Raw genomic sequence first — 16574 nt, 5'->3', positions numbered from 1 at the left:
CGTCGATCAGTGCTGCACTGGTAGCCGGCCGGTGCCGCCGCCTCGTTCCAGCATCACGGCGAAGGCTTCCGGACTCATCGGATGGGCGATTGCGAAGCCCTGCGCGCGGTCACAACCGGCGTCGGCCAGCCAGGCCAGCGTCGCCTCGTCTTCCACCCCTTCAGCGGTGACCTGCACGCCGAGATCGTGGGCGAGATGGATCGTCGCATGCACGATCGCCTGGTCGGAAGGCGACTGCAGCAATCGCGTCACGAAGGTGCGGTCGATCTTCAGTTCGTCGGCGTCCAGCAAACGCAGGTTGGTGAGCGAGGAGTGGCCTGTGCCGAAATCATCGATCGAGATGCGGATGTCGTATGGGCGCAGCCGGGCAATTGCGTCGACAACCTTGTCCGGGTCCCGCATGACGTCGGTTTCCGTGAGCTCCAACAACAACTGCGAGCCGAGGTCCCCCGTGGCGGCAATGACTGACGAGACCAGTGCCGGGTCGGCCAGGTCGTTGGCGGACACATTGACGGCGATCGTGAGCGGATGGCCCTGCTCGCGCCATTGGCGACAGTGCTTGAGCGCACAGCCCACCATGTACAGGGTCAGCTCGCCGGTCATGCCGGCATGTTCGGCCAGCGGTATGAAATCGTCCGGTGCCAGCGGACCATGCCGTGGGTGATGCCAGCGGACCAGCAGTTCGACGCCGATCCAGCGGTGATTGTCGAGGTCGAGTTTTGGTTGTAGCGCATACCCCAACTGCCCGTCGGCGATGGCTTCGCGAAGCTCTGACAGCAGCGTCAGCTGGCGAGGATCGGGCTCCAGTCCCGCGTGATAATAGGTGCCGACCGTGATCTGCTTCCCCGCGGCTTCACAGGCGATCCGGGCGGCTCGGGCCAAGCCGGTAGCGTCGGTGGCATCGGCGGGATACAAGGCAGTACCGATCCGGGTGCGCAACTCCACCGGCAGGTCACCGACCTCGAGCCGTGCGGCCAGGCACGCGGTCAGCCGGTCAATCGTCCGGGTGACGGCGGCCTGGTCGGAAACGCCATCGACGACCACCCCGAAGTTGCCGAATCCCAGCACGGAGACATGCTCGACGCCCGATACCTCCCGCAGCCGTGACGCGCTGCTGCGCCAGATGCGCTGACTCGCGGCTTCTCCCGCGATATTCTCGATCAGGTCCAGACCCAGCAGTCGGATTTCCGCCAATGCAAAGCTTGCACCCGGCCGGCGGCGGATGCGGCGTCCGAGCCACGTCACCAGGTCGCGGCGTCCATTGGTCTGGCCAGGCCAGGGCATGACACCGCCCGATGATCGCCACCAGGACAGTGCGGGAATGAGCAACATCAGGCATAGGCCGGACAGCACCAGCACCGCGAGCACCCACGACTTGTCGGTGTTTTCGGTGACGTGCCGACCCAGGGTCGCGGCTTCGTACAGTCGTTCCCGCTCGCCACTTGCGCGGACCCGGTCCAGCCCGGCGTCGATGATGGGCACCAGCTCTGCCCGGCCGGGTCGGACCGCGAAGACGTATCTGCGCTCGAGCAGGGGTGGGCCGAGCGCGATGATGTCGGTCATGCCGCCGTGTGCGGTGGCGTACAGTCCGATCCCGGTGGGCACAAGGGCGTAGTCGGCTTCGCCTCGTTTCACCGCGGCCAGGGCATCAGCTTCTACATCGACCTGGATGATCTCCACATCAGTGAGCGGGAGCGCACTCAGGGCTTCCAAGGCAAGACTGGCGTGCTGTACAGCGACGCGGTGTCCGGACAGCTCCTGCAGCGACAGGATGAGCGGAGAATCGCGATGGCCGAACACGACGTGGTAGCGCAGCATGTACGGCTTGGTGAACAGAAAGCGTTTGGCGCGCTCCGGCGATGTGAACATCGGTACCACGTCGACTTCGCCGCGATCGAGACGCTCCAGTGCGATGTCCCACTCGCCCAACTCGACGCGGACCGTCAGCCCCTGAGGTTCGAGCGCTGCGCGGATCAATTCGACGTCGAACCCATGTGCATCGCCTTGGTCGTCGAGGAACTGGAACGGCGGGTAGTCCTGGTCACCACCGACGATGACGGTCGGTGCCGAGGGCTGCGCGGGGATGGGCGCGCGGTCGTGCGTGTCGGTGGAGGCGGCGGCCGTCACTCCCGCGAGCAGGCACGTGGACAGGGCGAGCATGGCCACCCGCGTCGCCATCGTCGCGCTTCCGTGACTTCGCCTGGACAGTGATTCCATTCGACCCCCTCGAACGCGCCGTTTTGGGCATCGGATCCATCCTACCCCGGGTGGCGGCCGGCGGGGAGTGGGTGATGGGGTTTTAACGGTAGCCCTGCGCCTGCAGCGAAAACAGGTGGGCGTAGTGGCCGTCGGCGGCGATCAACTGCTCGTGGTTGCCACGCTCGATGATGCGGCCGTCCTGGATGACGATGATCTGGTCGGCCATGCGCACGGTCGAGAAGCGGTGCGAGATCAGGATCGCGATGCGGTTTTTCGTCAGCTTGCGGAAGTGCTCGAAGATGGTCGCCTCGGCAGCCGCGTCCATCGCCGAGGTGGGCTCGTCCAGCACCAGGATGTCGGCGCGCGAACGCATGAAGGCGCGGGCCAGGGCGATCTTCTGCCATTGCCCGCCGGACAGCTCGCGGCCCTCGCGGAACCACTTGCCGAGTTGGGTATCGAAGCCGGCCGGCAACGTCTCGATGAAAGGCGTGGCCATGCCCATGTCGGCGGCTTCCTGCCAGCGCTCGCGGTTCTCGAAGTGCTCGACGTCGCCGGCGCCGACGTTCTCGCCGACGCGCATCTGGTAGCGTGCGAAGTCCTGGAAGATCACCCCGACGCGTTGCAGCAACGTGGTCTCGTCCCACTCCTGCAGGTCGCGCCCGTCGAGCAGGATGCGCCCGGTGTCGGGCGAGTACAGCCGGGTGAGCAGCTTGATCAGGGTGGTCTTGCCCGATCCGTTCTGGCCGACCAGCGCCAGCGACTCGCCGGGACGGATGTGCAGGTTGATGTCCTGCAGCGCCGGAGTGTCGGAGCCGGGATAGGTGAAGCCGACGTTCTCGAAGCGGATGCCGTCGGCCGGATCCGGTCCTTCCTGGGCTGCGCCCTGACTGGCCGGGACCGGGGTCTCGAGATACTCGTACAGCGTCGACAGGTACAGGTTGTCCTCGTACATGCCGCCGATGGCCGACAGGCTTGCCGACACCGCCGCCTGACCCTGTCGGAACAGCATCAGGTACATCGTCATCTGGCCCAAAGTGATGCGCCCGACAATCGTGGTCATCGCGATCCAGCCGTATGCGGCGTACAGCGTCGCGGTGCCGATCAGCCCCAGCACGAACCCCCAGCCGTCGCGGCGGATGGCGAGATCCCGGTCAGCACTGTAGAGGGTGCGGAAGATGCTGCGATAGCGATCCAGCAGCAAGGGGCCGAGGCCGTAGAGCTTGACCTCCTTGGCATGGTCCTCCCGCGCAAGCACGGTCTCCAGGTACATCTGCATCCGGGTTTCCGGCGAGCGCCAGCGGAACAGCCTGAAGGCGTCACCGGAGAACCGCGTCTCGGCCAGGAACGCCGGCAGGCCTGCCAGCAGCAGCACCAATACCGCCCATGGCGAAAAGGCTGCGAGCAGGACGCCATAGCTGACCAGCGAGATGGCGTTCTGGACCAGTCCGAAGGTCCGGGTCACCAGTGACAGCGGCCGCGACGAGGCTTCGCGACGGGCACGGGTCAGCTTGTCGTAGAACTCCGAGTCCTCGAAATGCGCCAGTTGCAGGGTCAGCGCCTTCTCCAGGATCATCACGTTGACCCGCTGGCCCAGTTGCGCACGCAACAACGACTGCGCCAACGACAGGCCTCGCTGGGCCCCGGTCAGGGCCATCACCAGGGCGGCTTCCACGGCGATCAGCACGAACACCGGCGCCAGTACCAGCGGCTCTCCGGCAGATACCGCGCCGCTGGTGGCGACCACCGCATCGATGATCAGCGCGCCAACATAGGCCACGGCGGCAGGCAGCAGGCCGGCGACCAGGGTCAGCAGGCCCAGCGCCACGGTCAGCAGGCGACTGGTACTCCAGACCAGCTCCAGGGCACGCCCGCTGAAACGGAATACACCGAGGAAACTGCTGGTCAGGTCACTCGCGCTGGTGTCGGAGGGGGGAGGTATGGATGGAGGCAAGGAGGCGTTGTCCAGGCGGATGCGGAATTGGCGATATGGGGCCGGTTACCCGCTTCCTCAAACCGCCGACATGGTCGGCCGTATTCAATTACTTACGCAGTTACGGCCCTGGTTCTTTGCTCGATACAGCGCGTTGTCAGCGGAGTTGAGCCAGGCACGCAGGTCTGCATCCACGATGGGGAAGGGGGCCAGACCGATGCTGATGGTCGGCCGCAGGTCGGGGTAGTCGGGCAGTTGCAAGGCTTCAACGGCGACGCGAAAGCGCTCGGCAACCTGCCTGGCTTCGTGCTCTGAGGTATTGGGCAACAATACCGCGAACTCGTCGCCTCCGATCCGGCCAACGCGATCGTGGGGACGTAGCGCCTGGCGCAGTTGGCCTGACACCTGGCGTAGGACCTCGTCGCCGGCACCATGGCCGTGCAGGTCGTTGACTTGCTTGAAGTGGTCGATGTCGATCAACAGGATGCAGGCGTGCCCGTCGGTTTCCGGGTGGCTGGACAGCAACCGTTCCGCCTGCTCCTCCCAATCGCCGCGCCGTGACAGGCCAGTGAGTGTGTCGATGCGCCGTATCTGGTCCAGGACGGCGTTCTGTTGGCTGATCTTGCGGATCAGTTTGTTGCTGCCCCAACTGACCGCGATGGTGTGGATCAACAACACCGGCAAGCAGGCGACAAGCACGCTCATGGTGGTGGTCGGCGCAAACGCGGCGCCAGTGAGTATGGTGGTGGCCGCCAGCGCCAGCAGCAATCCAGGCATCGAGCGGATCCACAGGCCCGGGATCCCGGTGCTGATTTTATCGACCGTGGCAAGGGTGATGATCAGCACGCTGGGTAGCAGGTTGAAGTGCATCAGCGGTGCCAGTGTCCCGGCGATGGCGGAATCGATCAGCAGGTTGCGCGTCTCGGCGCGGTGGGGGTCGGCGCTGGACACGGCCATCCGGTAGGCCAGGTGCGGCCACAGCAGCGAGCTGAATGCCACGAATGCCCAAGCGCCCGGTGATGCCTTCAACTGGTGGAGTACAGCCGCCGCAGCCAGCCCGCCCAGCCCCATGCCCAGTATCCGGAAGGGGTATATGCGCCGGGCCAGCAATACCCGTCGGGGCTTTGCGTGGTTCGTCATCGGGCGCCTGTATGCCCCGCGCGGCAGCCGTGGCGAATACGCTGTCGCGGCTGTTCGTGCGTGATAGATAAACCATTCAAGACGTCGCCCCCCGAGCCTCGGTTTCGGTGAATCATACCTGTGGGTGGGTGATGAGCCATGCCGGCATCGGCGTTGCCCGGCGTTCCGGCGTTGAACCCACATGGGGGCACTCGACGGTCTTGCCTTACCTTGCTGCGGGGTCACGCAGGCCTCCACCGGAGCGCGATATGATCGCCGCTACTTTCGTGCATCACGGTTTGGAGGCTCCCATGGCAACCGGATGGGCTGGCGATGGCGCCGTGCAGGACCAGATCGATGCGACCGTCGAAGATGCCGTCAAGCGGGCGCGCAGCAAGCTGGCAACGGGCCCGGGCTTGACCCATTGCGAGGAATGCGATTGCGTCATTCCCGAGGCGCGGCGGATGGCGGTTCCGGGCGTGCGTCTGTGCATAACGTGCCAGGAAGCGCTGGACCAGGAGCAGTCTGGCGCCGGATACAACCGGCGCGGCAGCAAAGACAGTCAGCTGCGTTGATCACTGTCCGACGCCGCGGGCCGGCGATGGCTTGACTCGCACGCAATCGAGGTGGGTCAGGTACAAACGCAGGTCGAATTCCAACTGGTGGTAGTCCGGCGCCATGTGGGTGCACAGCTGGTAGAAGGGCTTGTTGTGATCACGCTCTTTCAGGTGCGCCAGCTCGTGCACCACGATCATCTTGAGGAACGGCGCAGGTGCTTCGCGGAACACCGTCGCGATGCGGATCTCGCGGCTGGCCTTGAGTTTGCTCCCCTGCACCCGTGACACCGTGGTGTGGGTGCCCAGCGCGTGTCGCACTACCTGCAACTTATTGTCATACATGACTTTGTTGAGCGGTTCGGTCTTGCGCAGGTAACGCTCCTTCATGGCGACGGTGTACTCGTACAGCGCCTTGTCGTTGCGCACGTCGTGCAGTTGGCCGTACTTGTCACGCAACCACCCGCCCAGGCGGTCACCGGCGATCAGTTCGCGCACTTGCGAAAGCACGTTCTCGTTGTAGCCGGTCAGGTATTTCAGCGTGGTCATGGCTGGCACGATACGGCAGTCTTTGCGCTAAAGTCGGGGCACCGACTGCCCATGTGGATCCCGATGTCGAACAACAAAGCCAACGCTTCCAGCGAGGCACTGGACCGCATCGTTGCCCAGGCTCGCCGCGACGCGGAACAGCGCGGCAAGGGCTATCGCGAGCGGGCGTTGAAGATGTACCCGTGGATTTGCGGACGCTGCGCGCGGGAGTTCACCCGCACCAACCTGTCAGAACTGACGGTGCACCATCGCAACCACGACCACGACTTCAACCCGCCCGACGGCAGCAACTGGGAGTTGCTGTGCGTCTACTGCCATGACAACGAACATTCGCGCTACGTGGACTACACCGGCGGCAGTGCGCTGGATGCCGAGGAAAAGCTGCCAGCCGCCACCGGTAATCCGTTTGCCAACCTCAAGTCGTTGCTGAAGCGCGAGTAGTCGCCAATCCGTCAGATGACGGTCACCGGGATTTCGCGCTCGTAGCGGCGGGAATAGGCCTTCCGCTCGCTGCGGCAATAACCGCTGCCCATGGTGAACTTGCGGCAGATGGCCGGACGTTGCTCATAGATGCTGCAGCACATGCGGTTCTGGTCGACCGCGACGCACCAGCCGTCCTCGTCGCGGGCCATGACTTCCAGGCCACGCTCGGTGCGCTCAACCAGATGGCGAGGCACGTTGTCCTCGGGCATGACCACGACCGTCAATCGGCAGCACACCGCGTCGCAGTGATCGCACGAGACCGTGGGGTCGACCACGTGGTCGTCATCGTGGGCGTCGGGTTGACCTTCGGTGTGGAGCGGGAAACTCATTGCCTGCTTACGGTAGAGGCGGGGATCGGGTGGAAGGCTGGTACCGCGCCGCGGTGGTAATGCAGCAGGCGACCACGGAATGGCGGCAGGTCGTCGTCGTTCATCGGTCCGCGGGTCTCGGTCACCACGAAGCCCTGTACCGCCAAGGCGCGGGTGAATGGTGCGCTGTTGCCGCGGCCGGGGTCGGTGATCAGGACCTCGGCCTGCTCATTGGCGTGGCGCCCGACCAGGGCCGCCAGCAGTTCAGCGTGGGTGCGCTCGTAAAGCACGTCGCTGCCGATGATCAGGTCGAACCGGCCCAGGGTGGGCAACGGCACGGCCCAACGCAGTTTTCGGTACGGGACCGAGGGCAATGCGTTGAGGGCGGAGTTGTACGCCAGGAAGGGCTCGGCCAATGGGTGGATATCGCTGGCGACGACATCCGCGCCGCGTCTTTGCAGCACCAGGCTTGCCAGGCCAAGTCCACAGCCGATCTCGAGAATGCGTTTGCCTTCGATGTCGAAATCGCTCATCGCGTTGGCCAGCAATCGGCCTGCGGGCCAGATCTGACCGAACAGGCACCATTGGGCCGACGAGATGCCAAGCCTTTCGGCGCGGCCATCCGGATCCGAGAACTGCTGGCGATCGCTGAGTGAGCGGATGCGATAGTCATGCGCACCCAGGCGCAGGTGCTGCTGGCGAGTGGTATAGCCGGGCATCGGAAACCTCCGGGAAAAGCGTCACCGCTGAAGCTGGGTGATGGCGCATGGAGGGGCGGGCCGGGGATTGGAGCGGGCCGCGAGAGGAGCTATTGACGAGGACGTACCGGGACATGCTACGCGTTGGTGGGGGCAACAGCGCATGGCACGCCGTCGGTCGGGGTTCCGGTTCAGCGATGGAACCGCCGGCAGGGCGGCGCCGCACCCGTTGGTGGCCATCCGCGACGGCCTATAATCCGGTGCCCGCTCAACGACTCTCCTGGACGGACTCATGCCCGATATTCCCGCGTGTAGCCAATGTGGCCTGGAAAACACCTATCCCGATGGTGACAACTACGTCTGCGCCGACTGCGCCCATGAATGGCCGATTGCCGGTGGTGCCACAGCCGACGACGCTGCCGTGGTCAGGGATGCCAACGGCAATGTCCTCAGCCAGGGCGATACGGTGACGGTGATCAAGGACTTGAAGGTGAAGGGTTCGTCGATCCCGCTCAAGCAGGGCACCGTCATCCGCAACATCCGACTGGTGGAAGGCGACGTCGAAAACATTGAAGGCAGCTCCGACAAGATCAAGGGCCTGGTGCTGAAAACCTGCTTCCTGAAGAAAGCCTGACGCCAGAATCGCGCTAGCATTGCGGTCATGCGCAGCCATGGCCGATCCGGATATCCTCGCTCCCCAGACCCGGACCCGGATGGAACGAGTGCGTCGGAGGAGCTCGCCAACGCGCTGACCCACGGCCTGGGTGCGACGGCGGCGCTTGCCGGTGGAGCGGTCCTGATCACTTTGGCCGCGTTGCACGGCAGTCGCTGGCAACTGGCCAGTGCGATCGTGTTCGGCATCTCGTTGCTGCTGCTGTACGTGGCCTCGACCCTGTACCACTCGGTGCGCCATCCGGTGCTCAAGTCGCGGTTGAAGGTCGTCGACCACTGTGCGATCTACCTGCTGATTGCCGGCACCTATACGCCATTCACCTTGATTGGCCTGCGCGGACCGTGGGGCTGGTGGATGTTTGCCACCATCTGGACGCTGGCCGTGGCCGGGGTGGTGTTCAAACTGTTCTTCACCGGCCGCTTCAAGCGCCTGTCCACGATGATCTACATCGGCATGGGCTGGCTGGTCGTGGTGGCGGCCAAGCCGATGTGGAATGTCCTGGACGGCTGGACGCTGGGCTGGTTGTTGGCCGGCGGCATTTCCTACACCGCCGGCACGTTCTTTTACCATCGCCCGACGCTGCGCTACTCGCATGCGATCTGGCACATGTTCGTGCTCGGTGGCAGCCTGTGTCACTACGTCGCGGTAATGGCCCACGTAGTCTGAGCGACACGTAGTCTGAGCTGGCGCCGTCACGGCGCGCTGCCGAACCGGAGACCCACGATGCTTTGGGAAGGATTGACCGCAACGCGGGACCTGGGCCGGGTGTATGAACTCGCCTCGATCCTGGTCCGCTACGGCTTTGGCGACATGGTGCGCCGGCTCGGGCTGGCAAAGTTGCTGGCCGGCGCGGGCAGGGTGCTTCCGCTGGGTCACATCGAGGCGTCGGTGGCGCTGCCTGCGCCGGTTCGGGTGCGGCGCGCGCTGGAGGAAATGGGTCCGAGCTTCGTCAAGATGGGCCAGATCCTGGCTACCCGCGTGGATCTGTTCGCCCCGGAATGGATTGCCGAGTTCGGCAAGCTCCAGAGCCAGGCACCGGCGGCGGCGCCGGAGGCGATCCGCAAACAGCTGTTGGAAGACCTTGGTGCGCCGCCGGAAGAGGTGTTTCTGCAGTTCGATCCAGCCCCGTTGGCCGCCGCGTCGATCGCCCAGGTTCATCGTGCGCGCCTGCATGACGGCACCGAGGTGGTGGTCAAGGTACGTCGACCGGGCATTCGCCCGACGGTCGAGGCCGACCTGCGTTTGCTGCAGCGCGCCGCGCAGGCGATCGAGGCGCGATTCCCGGAGCTGCGCCAGTTCCAGCCGACCGGGATGGTCCGTCAGTTCAAGGCATCGCTGACTCGCGAGCTGGACCTGGCCGCCGAGTGCCGTCACGCCGAACGGATTGCGGCCAGCTTCATCGATAACGACCAGATCGTGGTGCCGCGAGTGCATTGGGACTACACCGGCCCGCGGATGAACGTGCAGGATTTCGTCGACGGCATTCCAGTCTCGGATCTGGCGATGTTGGACGCTGCGGGCCTGGATTGCGGCTTGGTCGCCCGTCGCGGCGCCCAGACGGTACTGAAGATGATGTTCGAGGACGGCTTCTTTCATGCCGACCCGCATGCCGGCAACGTGTTCGTGCTGCCCGGCAACCGCATTGGGCTGATTGACTACGGCATGGTTGGGCGGTTATCCGACTCCAGGCGCGCGCAGGTGGTCGGGTTGCTGGATGCGCTGGTCCGGCGTGACTCGGAGCGGGTGACCGACATGTTGCTGGAGTGGAGCGGCGCAGTGCAGGTGGATGAGGCCCAGTTGGCCCAGGATATTGACGGGCTGGTGGACCATTACCACGGCGTACCGCTGGGGCAGCTTGACCTGGTGGCGATGCTGATGGAGGTCACGGCGTTGTTGCGCGCCAACCAGTTGGTGTTGCCCGCCGACCTGGCGTTGATGATCAAGGTGTTTGTCACCCTGGAAGGGCTGGGGCGCAAGCTGGATCCGGATTTCGACATGGCCGGTGAGGCAGAACCCTTCCTGCGTCGGGCGATGCTGGCGCGTTACGCACCGGGGGCGGTCGCACGCGACGGGTTGCGGGTGTTGTCTGATACTGCCGGCATCCTGTCGGTGCTGCCGCGTGATCTTCGCCGCCTGCTGCGTACCGCGCGCGGCGGCAATCTCAAGCTGAGGCTGGATGTCGATCACCTGCAGCGGTTCGGTACCCAGATCGACCATTCCGCCAACCGGCTGACCGTGGGCGTGGTGCTGGCGGCATTGATCATCGGCTCGTCGATCGCGCTGACCGTGGATGCGGGTCCCACTTTGCTCGGGCTGCCGGCATTCGGATTGCTGGGTTTTCTCGGTGCAGCGATTGCCGGTGCCTGGCTGGTGTTGTCCATCTGGCGGAGCGGGGGCGGCAAGTAATCAGCCAGCGCGTGGATGGCCAACGATTGGTTCGTTGATGCAGCGCCCGTCACGGCGATGGCATTGGAGCGGCAGTTCCGGACGCGTAATACGGGAACTGGGCGAAGATGGCGTTGATCGCACGATCGGCGGCCATGATGCGTTCGGGTGCGGTTTTCTGCGTCACCCTGCCGATGGCGTCGCCGGTCCAGACCAGCCGGTTCTGGTCGGCGTCCACGAGGTCGACCGTCAGCGTGCCTTCGGTGTATTGGTTGACCCGGGTCTCGTCGTACCACACCGGCACGGCCACGTAGGAGCGCGCGCGGTAGCTGTAGAACCAGCGCACATCAGAGCGGGGGACGTCGTATACCGACGTGCGCTCGCGGATCACTCCCTGGAAATTCACCCGCAGGTCGGGGTCTGCCGGGTCGAAGCGATAACCACGCGCTTCCATTTCGCGGCGGATGCTGGTTTTGATCTGCGCAGACAGATAGGAGCTGTAGCCAGAGGCCTCCATTGCCAGCGGCTCGTAAAATGCGTACGTCTGGTAGGCGGCGAAATTGGCTTCCGGATCAAGGTCGGTCCGCACCCGGGGCCCGGTGGAACAGGCGACCAGGGTAAACAGGGCAAGCGCGACAGCCAGCCCGCGAGCGGTGCGCTGGAAGCGTTTCTTCACGGTGCGCCTTCACTGGTGTGGGTTGCTGTCGACGCTAGCACCCAGCCCGGATGGGGGCGTGAATGCCGGCCGCTGCGCTCGCCTGAAGCCACGCGTCTCAGGGGACCACAGCCGTCCAGTCGACGGACGCGAACTTGTCCCTGGCAAGCACGGTGGCGCGGTCCAGCTCGTCGGCGGTCAGGCTGTCCGGGCGCAATCCATGGCTGCGCTGGAAGGTCTGGACCATCCGTTCGATCACCGCCTCGCGGCTCAGGCCGGTCTGGCTGCGCAGCGGGTCGACCCGCTTGGCCGCGCTCGCCGTGCCCTTGTCGGACAGCTTCTCGCGGCCGATCCGCAGCACTTCCAGCATCTTGGCCGCATCAATGTTGTAAGCCATGGTGACGTGGTGGAGCACCGCATTGCCGCGACGCGCCTGGGCGGCGCCGGCGATCTTGCCGCCGGGCGAGGTGATGTCGTTGAGTGGCTGGTAGCTGGCGTGGATGCCGAGCTCGCCGAGTGCCTCGATGACCCAGGAGTCCATGAGCTGGTAGGACTCCTGGAACGACAGCCCTTCGACCAGCGTCAATGGCGCGCAGATCGAGTAGGTGATGGTGTTGCCCGGCTCGATGAACATCGCACCGCCGCCACTGATCCGGCGAACCACCTCGATGCCATGACGGCCAGCAGCCTCGGCGTCGACCTCGTTGCGCAGCGACTGGAAGCGGCCGATGACCACCGCCGGGCTCGCCCACTCCCACACCCGCAGGGTCGGTGGGCGACGGCCGGCGGAAACTTCCGTGGTCAACACCTCGTCCAGGGCCATGTGCATGCCGGGCGACTGCGCGTCGGTATGGATCAGCTGCCAGTCGTGCTCGCGCCAGGACGAGCGGCTCACGAATGGTCTCCGTTGCCCAATGCCCGGGTCACGGCGATCGCCACGCCCTCGGGCGTTATCCCGTAAAGGCTGACGCCATCGCCCAGCGCGGCGTCTACCGCGGCGGCGAGCGCGGTGGTGTCGGTATCGACGGGCAAGCCGCGCAGCGCGGTGTTGATCGATTCCAGCGCGGAGTCGGGCTCCAGGAAGAAGTCGCCGCTGACCTGGACCTCGGCGAGTCGACCGCCGGTGGCCTCCAGGTCGACTACCACCAGCTTGCCGCCGGGCACCTTGTATTCGCCATGCATGTGAGTTGGCTCCCTTGGATTGCTCCGGTCGTCGGTGACGACCATGTCGGTATACATGGTCGGGGTCGTGCGGGCTGCTGACAATGACATGGGTCAGGGCGGCATGGATCCGCCACACGCGCATCCTGGCCCGGTCTCGGCGACAATCGGCAGTTGCGCCGTTACCGGACGCATCCGCTGCGAGGCTTCGGTCGCGCGATGATTTCCATTTCCGTCGACCGACCAGGTACCCATGCCAAATTCCAGGTTCCGAACTTTTTTCGTCTCGCTGCTGTCCCTCGGCCTGGTCACCCAGATCGTTATCGGCCTGGTCGCCGGAACCCTGCTGGCGCTGGTATCTCCAGCGGCGGCGGCATCGGCGGGCCTGTTGGGGACGATCTTCATCGCTGCCCTGAAGGCCGTGGCGCCGGTCCTGGTGCTGGTGTTGGTGGCGGCGTCAATCGCCAACCATCGCCAGGGCCAGCGCACCCACATCAGGCCGATCCTGGTGCTGTACCTGGCGGGCACGTTGGCTGCGGCGCTGGTGGCGGTGTCGGCAAGCTTCGTGTTCCCGACCGTGCTGCAACTGTCCAGCGTCGGCGTGAGCGAACTGGCCCCGCCCGATGGCATCGCGGAAGTACTCAGGACCCTGTTGCTGCAGATCGTCGACAACCCGGTCAACGCGTTGGTGACCGGCAATTTCATCGGCATCCTGGCCTGGGCGGTCGGCCTGGGCATTGCGCTGCGCCATGCGGCCGACAGTACCCGGCAGATGGTCGGAGACCTGTCCAATGCGGTTACCTGGCTGGTCCGGCTGGTGATCCGGCTGGCACCGCTGGGCATCTTCGGACTGGTGGCCTCCACGCTTGCCGAGGCGGGGCTTTCGGTATTGCTGGACTATCTGCATCTGTTGACGGTGTTGCTCGGCTGCATGTTGTTCGTGGCGCTGGTTGCCAACCCGCTGATCGTGTTCGCGATCACCCGGCGTAATCCGTACCCGCTGGTGTTCACCTGCCTGCGTGAAAGCGGGATCACCGCATTCTTCACCCGCAGCTCGGCGGCCAACATCCCGATCAACATGGAACTGTGCCGCAAGCTGGGGCTGCACAAGGAGACCTATTCGGTATCCATCCCGATCGGGGCAACCATCAACATGGCCGGCGCGGCCATCACCATCACCGTGCTGACGATGGCAGCGGTGCACACCCTGGGCATTTCCCTGGATCTGCCTACCGCGTTGCTGCTCAGCGTAGTGGCGGCGATTGCCGCGTGTGGTGCCTCCGGCGTGCCTGGTGGTTCGCTGCTGCTGATTCCGCTGGCCTGCGGGTTGTTCGGGATATCCACGGATATCGCGATGCAGGTGGTCGCGATCGGCTTCATCGTCGGTGTGGTCCAGGACTCGGCGGAGACGGCATTGAACTCATCCACCGACGTGCTGTTTACAGCGGCAGCGTGCCGGGCCGCCGCGGATACCGTTGATGCCCGCACTTGACATGAGTCAGGGTATTGGCCGGTCGAATCGCTAACGTGTTGGCAATCATCCAGGAGTACCCATCATGAATATTCGAGACTTTGCCGTCGCAGTGGCGGTCGTTTCCCTGATGCTTGGCAGTGCCGGTTGCAGCGACGACGCCGACGTCGATCCGTCGGCGCACGCCACTGCCAACGAGGGTGGTGCCAGCGTCACGCCGGATGCGCCACCTGCCCACGAGCAAGCGGCCGACCACGCCGGCCACGATCAAGCCGCGCCGGTCCTGGCCGAAGGGCAGCGCTGGGCAACCGACGCTCCGTTGCGTGCGGCGATGACCCGGATCCGCGATACCGTCGCGGATAACCTGCCCGCCTACCACGAGGGCCGCCTGCAAGTGGAAGACGCCGACGCGCTCGCGATCGGAGTCGGGAACGATATCGATTACATGGTCGCCAATTGCGAGCTTGACCCCGAGCCGGATGCGGCACTGCATGTCTTGATCGGGCGGATGATGGGCGCGACTGGCGCATTGAAGACCGATCCGGCTTCGGTGGAAGGGATGCCGCAACTGGTGGCGGTCGTCAACGACTACCAGGCCACGTTCGACCACGAAGGCTTGCAGCCACTCACTCATGACTAAGTAGCAAAGCACGCAGCAAATCACCAGGTCACGCGAGTTTCACGGCGCCCCTTCAAGGGGCGTTTCGCATTGTCCGCAACCATTGCCAAGGCTGGCTGTCAGCTGAACATACGGTGGCGTTTGGTTTGGCTTGACCCAAGTCATGGAGCAAGTCGTGCGCGCACCCTATGTTGACTTCCAACAGCTGCATTTTTGTAACCGGAAGGAAGTCCACGATGAAAGAGCTTGTGTTGTTGTTTGCACTGGCAGGAGCCGCGGGATTCGTACCCCAGGCAATCGCCGCCAATGAATCCGTTACCCCGGTGGCGGATATCACCTTCACCCTGAAGACACAGATCCATGAAGGCCAGTTGGTCTTTGTTGGCGATGCCGGTTCGATCAAGGGGCAGATCAATCCCGACTTGAAGGTGGCCGAGGGCGCGGTGGTTGCACTCACCGTGATCAACGGCGACGGCGCAATGCATGACGTCGCGGTTCCCGAGTTCAACGCCCAGTCCGACAACCTGGTCGGAGTGGGCTCGGCGACCACGATCGTGTTCCGCGCCACCAAGGGCGGCACATTCGAGTACGTGTGCACGATTCCGGGGCACCGGGCGGCCGGCATGTTCGGCAAGCTGATCGTCGGCGATGTCGTGGAAGTGGCCAGCACCGCGCTGGACGTGGCCAAGGATCCTAGCCAGGTCGGTGAGCCGGTCGGGGACCGGGCGCCGAAACACGTCAACTACGACTTGCTGACCACCGAGGTGGAAGGACGTCTGTCCGATGGCAGCACCTATCGCTACTGGACCTTCGACAACACGGTGCCAGGCCCGATGCTGCGCATCCGCCAGGGCGACACGGTGACCATCAACCTGAAGAACGCCGAGGACAGCATCAACATCCACTCGGTCGACTTCCACTCCGTGACCGGGCCTGGTGGCGGCGCGGCGGTGACCCAGGTGGCTCCGGGGCAGACCAAGAGCTTCACTTTCAAGGCCCTGCATCCGGGATTGTTTGTCTACCACTGCGCCACGCCGATGATTGCCCAGCACATCTCCAACGGCATGTACGGCATGGTTCTGGTCGAGCCTGAAGGCGGTTTGTCCGAGGTCGACAAGGAGTTCTACGTGATGCAGGGCGAGCTCTACACCGCGCAGAAGCATGGCTCGTCCGGCCTGCAGGAATTCTCCCTGGAGAAGCTGCTGGACGAGAAACCCGAGCACCTGATGTTCAACGGCAGCATGGACGCGCTGACCAAGACCTTCAACATGGAAGCCGAGGTGGGCGAGACGGTGCGCATGTTCTTCGGCGTCGGCGGTCCCAACCTGACCTCCAGCTTCCACCTGATCGGCGAGGTCTTCGACCGGGTCTACAACCTGGCCTCGTTCACCAGCCCGCCGCTGACCGACGTGCAGACCACGATCGTGCCGCCGGGCGGGGCGACGATGGTCGAGTTCAAGGTCGATTATCCGGGCCGTTACATCCTGGTCGACCACGCGCTGTCGCGGACCGAGAAGGGCCTGATCGGGTTCCTGAACGTCAAGGGTGACGCGGACCCGGCGATCTTCCAGTCCAACGAAGCGATCGATCATTCCTCCGGTCACTGACCAACGCAGCGTCCGCCATGCCTGAACGCCAGGCGGATGCGACAACACAGGCCAGGTCCGCAGCGATGCGGATCTGGCTTTTTCATGGTTCTGCGTGATAGCCTCGCCGGCGAAGGGGAGTAGCTCCCAATCGCTGTCGCCGTCATTACGGGCATTTGCTCCG

At 64.6% G+C, this 16574-nt stretch carries 17 protein-coding genes; 8 read left to right on the top strand and 9 right to left on the bottom strand.

The genetic code is table 11. The features are described from left to right. Window positions 1-6: 6 nt before the first annotated feature. The 3 genes from ACW7G0_RS07185 to ACW7G0_RS07175 all read right to left on the bottom strand — a co-directional run bounded on the left by ACW7G0_RS07185 (window position 7) and on the right by ACW7G0_RS07175 (window position 5269). Entirely contained in the window at window positions 7-2178 is a 2172-nt protein-coding gene (locus tag ACW7G0_RS07185; RefSeq protein ID WP_456988628.1) for an EAL domain-containing protein, read from the bottom strand. Window positions 2179-2299: 121 nt separating this feature from the next. Then, window positions 2300-4150 carry an ABC transporter ATP-binding protein gene (locus tag ACW7G0_RS07180; protein WP_456988626.1) on the bottom strand — a complete coding sequence of 617 codons (1851 nt, stop codon included), beginning with the start codon at window positions 4148-4150 and terminating at the stop codon, window positions 2300-2302. A gap of 84 nt (window positions 4151-4234) precedes the next feature. Then, window positions 4235-5269, bottom strand: a complete 1035-nt coding sequence (locus tag ACW7G0_RS07175; protein WP_456988624.1) for a diguanylate cyclase — start codon at window positions 5267-5269, stop codon at window positions 4235-4237. A gap of 290 nt (window positions 5270-5559) precedes the next feature. Here ACW7G0_RS07175 and ACW7G0_RS07170 point away from each other — a divergent pair, with 290 nt between their 5' ends. Next, entirely contained in the window at window positions 5560-5823 is a 264-nt protein-coding gene (locus ACW7G0_RS07170) for a DksA/TraR family C4-type zinc finger protein (protein WP_456988622.1), read from the top strand. On the opposite strand, the gene ACW7G0_RS07165 is transcribed toward ACW7G0_RS07170, so the two are convergent. After that, on the bottom strand, window positions 5824-6351 hold the full coding sequence (locus ACW7G0_RS07165) for a YgjP-like metallopeptidase domain-containing protein (RefSeq protein ID WP_456988620.1): 528 nt from the start codon (window positions 6349-6351) through the stop codon (window positions 5824-5826). Window positions 6352-6414: 63 nt separating this feature from the next. Here ACW7G0_RS07165 and ACW7G0_RS07160 point away from each other — a divergent pair, with 63 nt between their 5' ends. After that, complete coding sequence (locus ACW7G0_RS07160) at window positions 6415-6792, top strand: YajD family HNH nuclease (RefSeq protein WP_456961278.1); 378 nt, start codon at window positions 6415-6417, stop codon at window positions 6790-6792. A gap of 11 nt (window positions 6793-6803) precedes the next feature. Here the strand turns inward: ACW7G0_RS07160 and ACW7G0_RS07155 are convergent, their stop codons facing one another. Both ACW7G0_RS07155 and ACW7G0_RS07150 read right to left on the bottom strand, forming a co-directional pair. After that, the gene (locus tag ACW7G0_RS07155; protein ID WP_456988618.1) at window positions 6804-7163 is read right to left on the bottom strand and encodes a YkgJ family cysteine cluster protein; all 360 of its coding nucleotides are present in this window, start codon (window positions 7161-7163) and stop codon (window positions 6804-6806) included. After that, window positions 7160-7861, bottom strand: a complete 702-nt coding sequence (locus tag ACW7G0_RS07150; RefSeq protein WP_456961281.1) for a class I SAM-dependent methyltransferase — start codon at window positions 7859-7861, stop codon at window positions 7160-7162. The genes ACW7G0_RS07155 and ACW7G0_RS07150 overlap by 4 nt, the downstream gene beginning before the upstream one ends. A gap of 271 nt (window positions 7862-8132) precedes the next feature. On the opposite strand from ACW7G0_RS07150, the gene ACW7G0_RS07145 reads away from it, so the two are divergent. From ACW7G0_RS07145 to ACW7G0_RS07135, 3 genes are read left to right on the top strand one after another with little or no spacing between them, the layout of a single operon-like run. Continuing rightward, window positions 8133-8474 (top strand): zinc ribbon domain-containing protein YjdM, encoded by a 342-nt coding sequence (locus tag ACW7G0_RS07145; protein ID WP_456988616.1) that lies wholly within the window; start codon window positions 8133-8135, stop codon window positions 8472-8474. Window positions 8475-8501: 27 nt separating this feature from the next. After that, window positions 8502-9179: a PAQR family membrane homeostasis protein TrhA gene (gene trhA, locus ACW7G0_RS07140; protein WP_456988614.1), complete on the top strand. Its 678-nt coding sequence runs from the start codon at window positions 8502-8504 to the stop codon at window positions 9177-9179. Window positions 9180-9236: 57 nt separating this feature from the next. Continuing rightward, window positions 9237-10919: an ABC1 kinase family protein gene (locus tag ACW7G0_RS07135; protein ID WP_456988613.1), complete on the top strand. Its 1683-nt coding sequence runs from the start codon at window positions 9237-9239 to the stop codon at window positions 10917-10919. 49 nt (window positions 10920-10968) lie between these two features. Here ACW7G0_RS07135 and ACW7G0_RS07130 read toward each other — a convergent pair whose 3' ends face one another. From ACW7G0_RS07130 to ACW7G0_RS07120, 3 genes are all read right to left on the bottom strand, one after another. Further along, window positions 10969-11574 carry a DUF4136 domain-containing protein gene (locus ACW7G0_RS07130; RefSeq protein WP_456961285.1) on the bottom strand — a complete coding sequence of 202 codons (606 nt, stop codon included), beginning with the start codon at window positions 11572-11574 and terminating at the stop codon, window positions 10969-10971. A 97-nt stretch (window positions 11575-11671) separates the two neighbouring features. After that, window positions 11672-12448: a lipoate--protein ligase family protein gene (locus ACW7G0_RS07125; protein ID WP_456988611.1), complete on the bottom strand. Its 777-nt coding sequence runs from the start codon at window positions 12446-12448 to the stop codon at window positions 11672-11674. After that, entirely contained in the window at window positions 12445-12735 is a 291-nt protein-coding gene (locus ACW7G0_RS07120; RefSeq protein WP_456988609.1) for a biotin--protein ligase, read from the bottom strand. The genes ACW7G0_RS07125 and ACW7G0_RS07120 overlap by 4 nt, the downstream gene beginning before the upstream one ends. Window positions 12736-12967: 232 nt before the next feature. Here ACW7G0_RS07120 and sstT point away from each other — a divergent pair, with 232 nt between their 5' ends. From sstT to nirK, 3 genes are all read left to right on the top strand, one after another. After that, window positions 12968-14206: a serine/threonine transporter SstT gene (gene sstT, locus ACW7G0_RS07115; RefSeq protein ID WP_456988607.1), complete on the top strand. Its 1239-nt coding sequence runs from the start codon at window positions 12968-12970 to the stop codon at window positions 14204-14206. 64 nt (window positions 14207-14270) lie between these two features. Further along, window positions 14271-14825 carry a hypothetical protein gene (locus tag ACW7G0_RS07110; protein ID WP_456988606.1) on the top strand — a complete coding sequence of 185 codons (555 nt, stop codon included), beginning with the start codon at window positions 14271-14273 and terminating at the stop codon, window positions 14823-14825. Window positions 14826-15040: 215 nt separating this feature from the next. Then, window positions 15041-16411, top strand: a complete 1371-nt coding sequence (gene nirK, locus ACW7G0_RS07105; protein ID WP_456988604.1) for a copper-containing nitrite reductase — start codon at window positions 15041-15043, stop codon at window positions 16409-16411. Window positions 16412-16574 lie beyond the last annotated feature (163 nt).

The sequence above is a fragment of the Lysobacter sp. A286 genome (genome assembly GCF_054052105.1).
The sequence above is the reverse complement of the archived record's forward strand: the minus strand, read 5'-3'. Positions and strand labels throughout refer to the sequence as shown.

Excerpts from the sequence above, each read along its gene's own strand:
- ACW7G0_RS07150 (WP_456961281.1), bottom strand. The coding sequence starts at position 7,861 with ATGCCCGGCTATACCACTCGCCAGCAGCACCTGCGCCTGGGTGCGCAT.
- ACW7G0_RS07110 (WP_456988606.1), top strand. The coding sequence starts at position 14,271 with ATGAATATTCGAGACTTTGCCGTCGCAGTGGCGGTCGTTTCCCTGATG.
- ACW7G0_RS07135 (WP_456988613.1), top strand. The coding sequence starts at position 9,237 with ATGCTTTGGGAAGGATTGACCGCAACGCGGGACCTGGGCCGGGTGTAT.
- ACW7G0_RS07155 (WP_456988618.1), bottom strand. The coding sequence starts at position 7,163 with ATGAGTTTCCCGCTCCACACCGAAGGTCAACCCGACGCCCACGATGAC.
- ACW7G0_RS07185 (WP_456988628.1), bottom strand. The coding sequence starts at position 2,178 with ATGGCGACGCGGGTGGCCATGCTCGCCCTGTCCACGTGCCTGCTCGCG.
- ACW7G0_RS07165 (WP_456988620.1), bottom strand. The coding sequence starts at position 6,351 with ATGACCACGCTGAAATACCTGACCGGCTACAACGAGAACGTGCTTTCG.
- ACW7G0_RS07170 (WP_456988622.1), top strand. The coding sequence starts at position 5,560 with ATGGCAACCGGATGGGCTGGCGATGGCGCCGTGCAGGACCAGATCGAT.
- ACW7G0_RS07120 (WP_456988609.1), bottom strand. The coding sequence starts at position 12,735 with ATGCATGGCGAATACAAGGTGCCCGGCGGCAAGCTGGTGGTAGTCGAC.
- trhA (WP_456988614.1), top strand. The coding sequence starts at position 8,502 with ATGCGCAGCCATGGCCGATCCGGATATCCTCGCTCCCCAGACCCGGAC.
- ACW7G0_RS07160 (WP_456961278.1), top strand. The coding sequence starts at position 6,415 with ATGTCGAACAACAAAGCCAACGCTTCCAGCGAGGCACTGGACCGCATC.
- ACW7G0_RS07145 (WP_456988616.1), top strand. The coding sequence starts at position 8,133 with ATGCCCGATATTCCCGCGTGTAGCCAATGTGGCCTGGAAAACACCTAT.
- sstT (WP_456988607.1), top strand. The coding sequence starts at position 12,968 with ATGCCAAATTCCAGGTTCCGAACTTTTTTCGTCTCGCTGCTGTCCCTC.
- nirK (WP_456988604.1), top strand. The coding sequence starts at position 15,041 with ATGAAAGAGCTTGTGTTGTTGTTTGCACTGGCAGGAGCCGCGGGATTC.
- ACW7G0_RS07175 (WP_456988624.1), bottom strand. The coding sequence starts at position 5,269 with ATGACGAACCACGCAAAGCCCCGACGGGTATTGCTGGCCCGGCGCATA.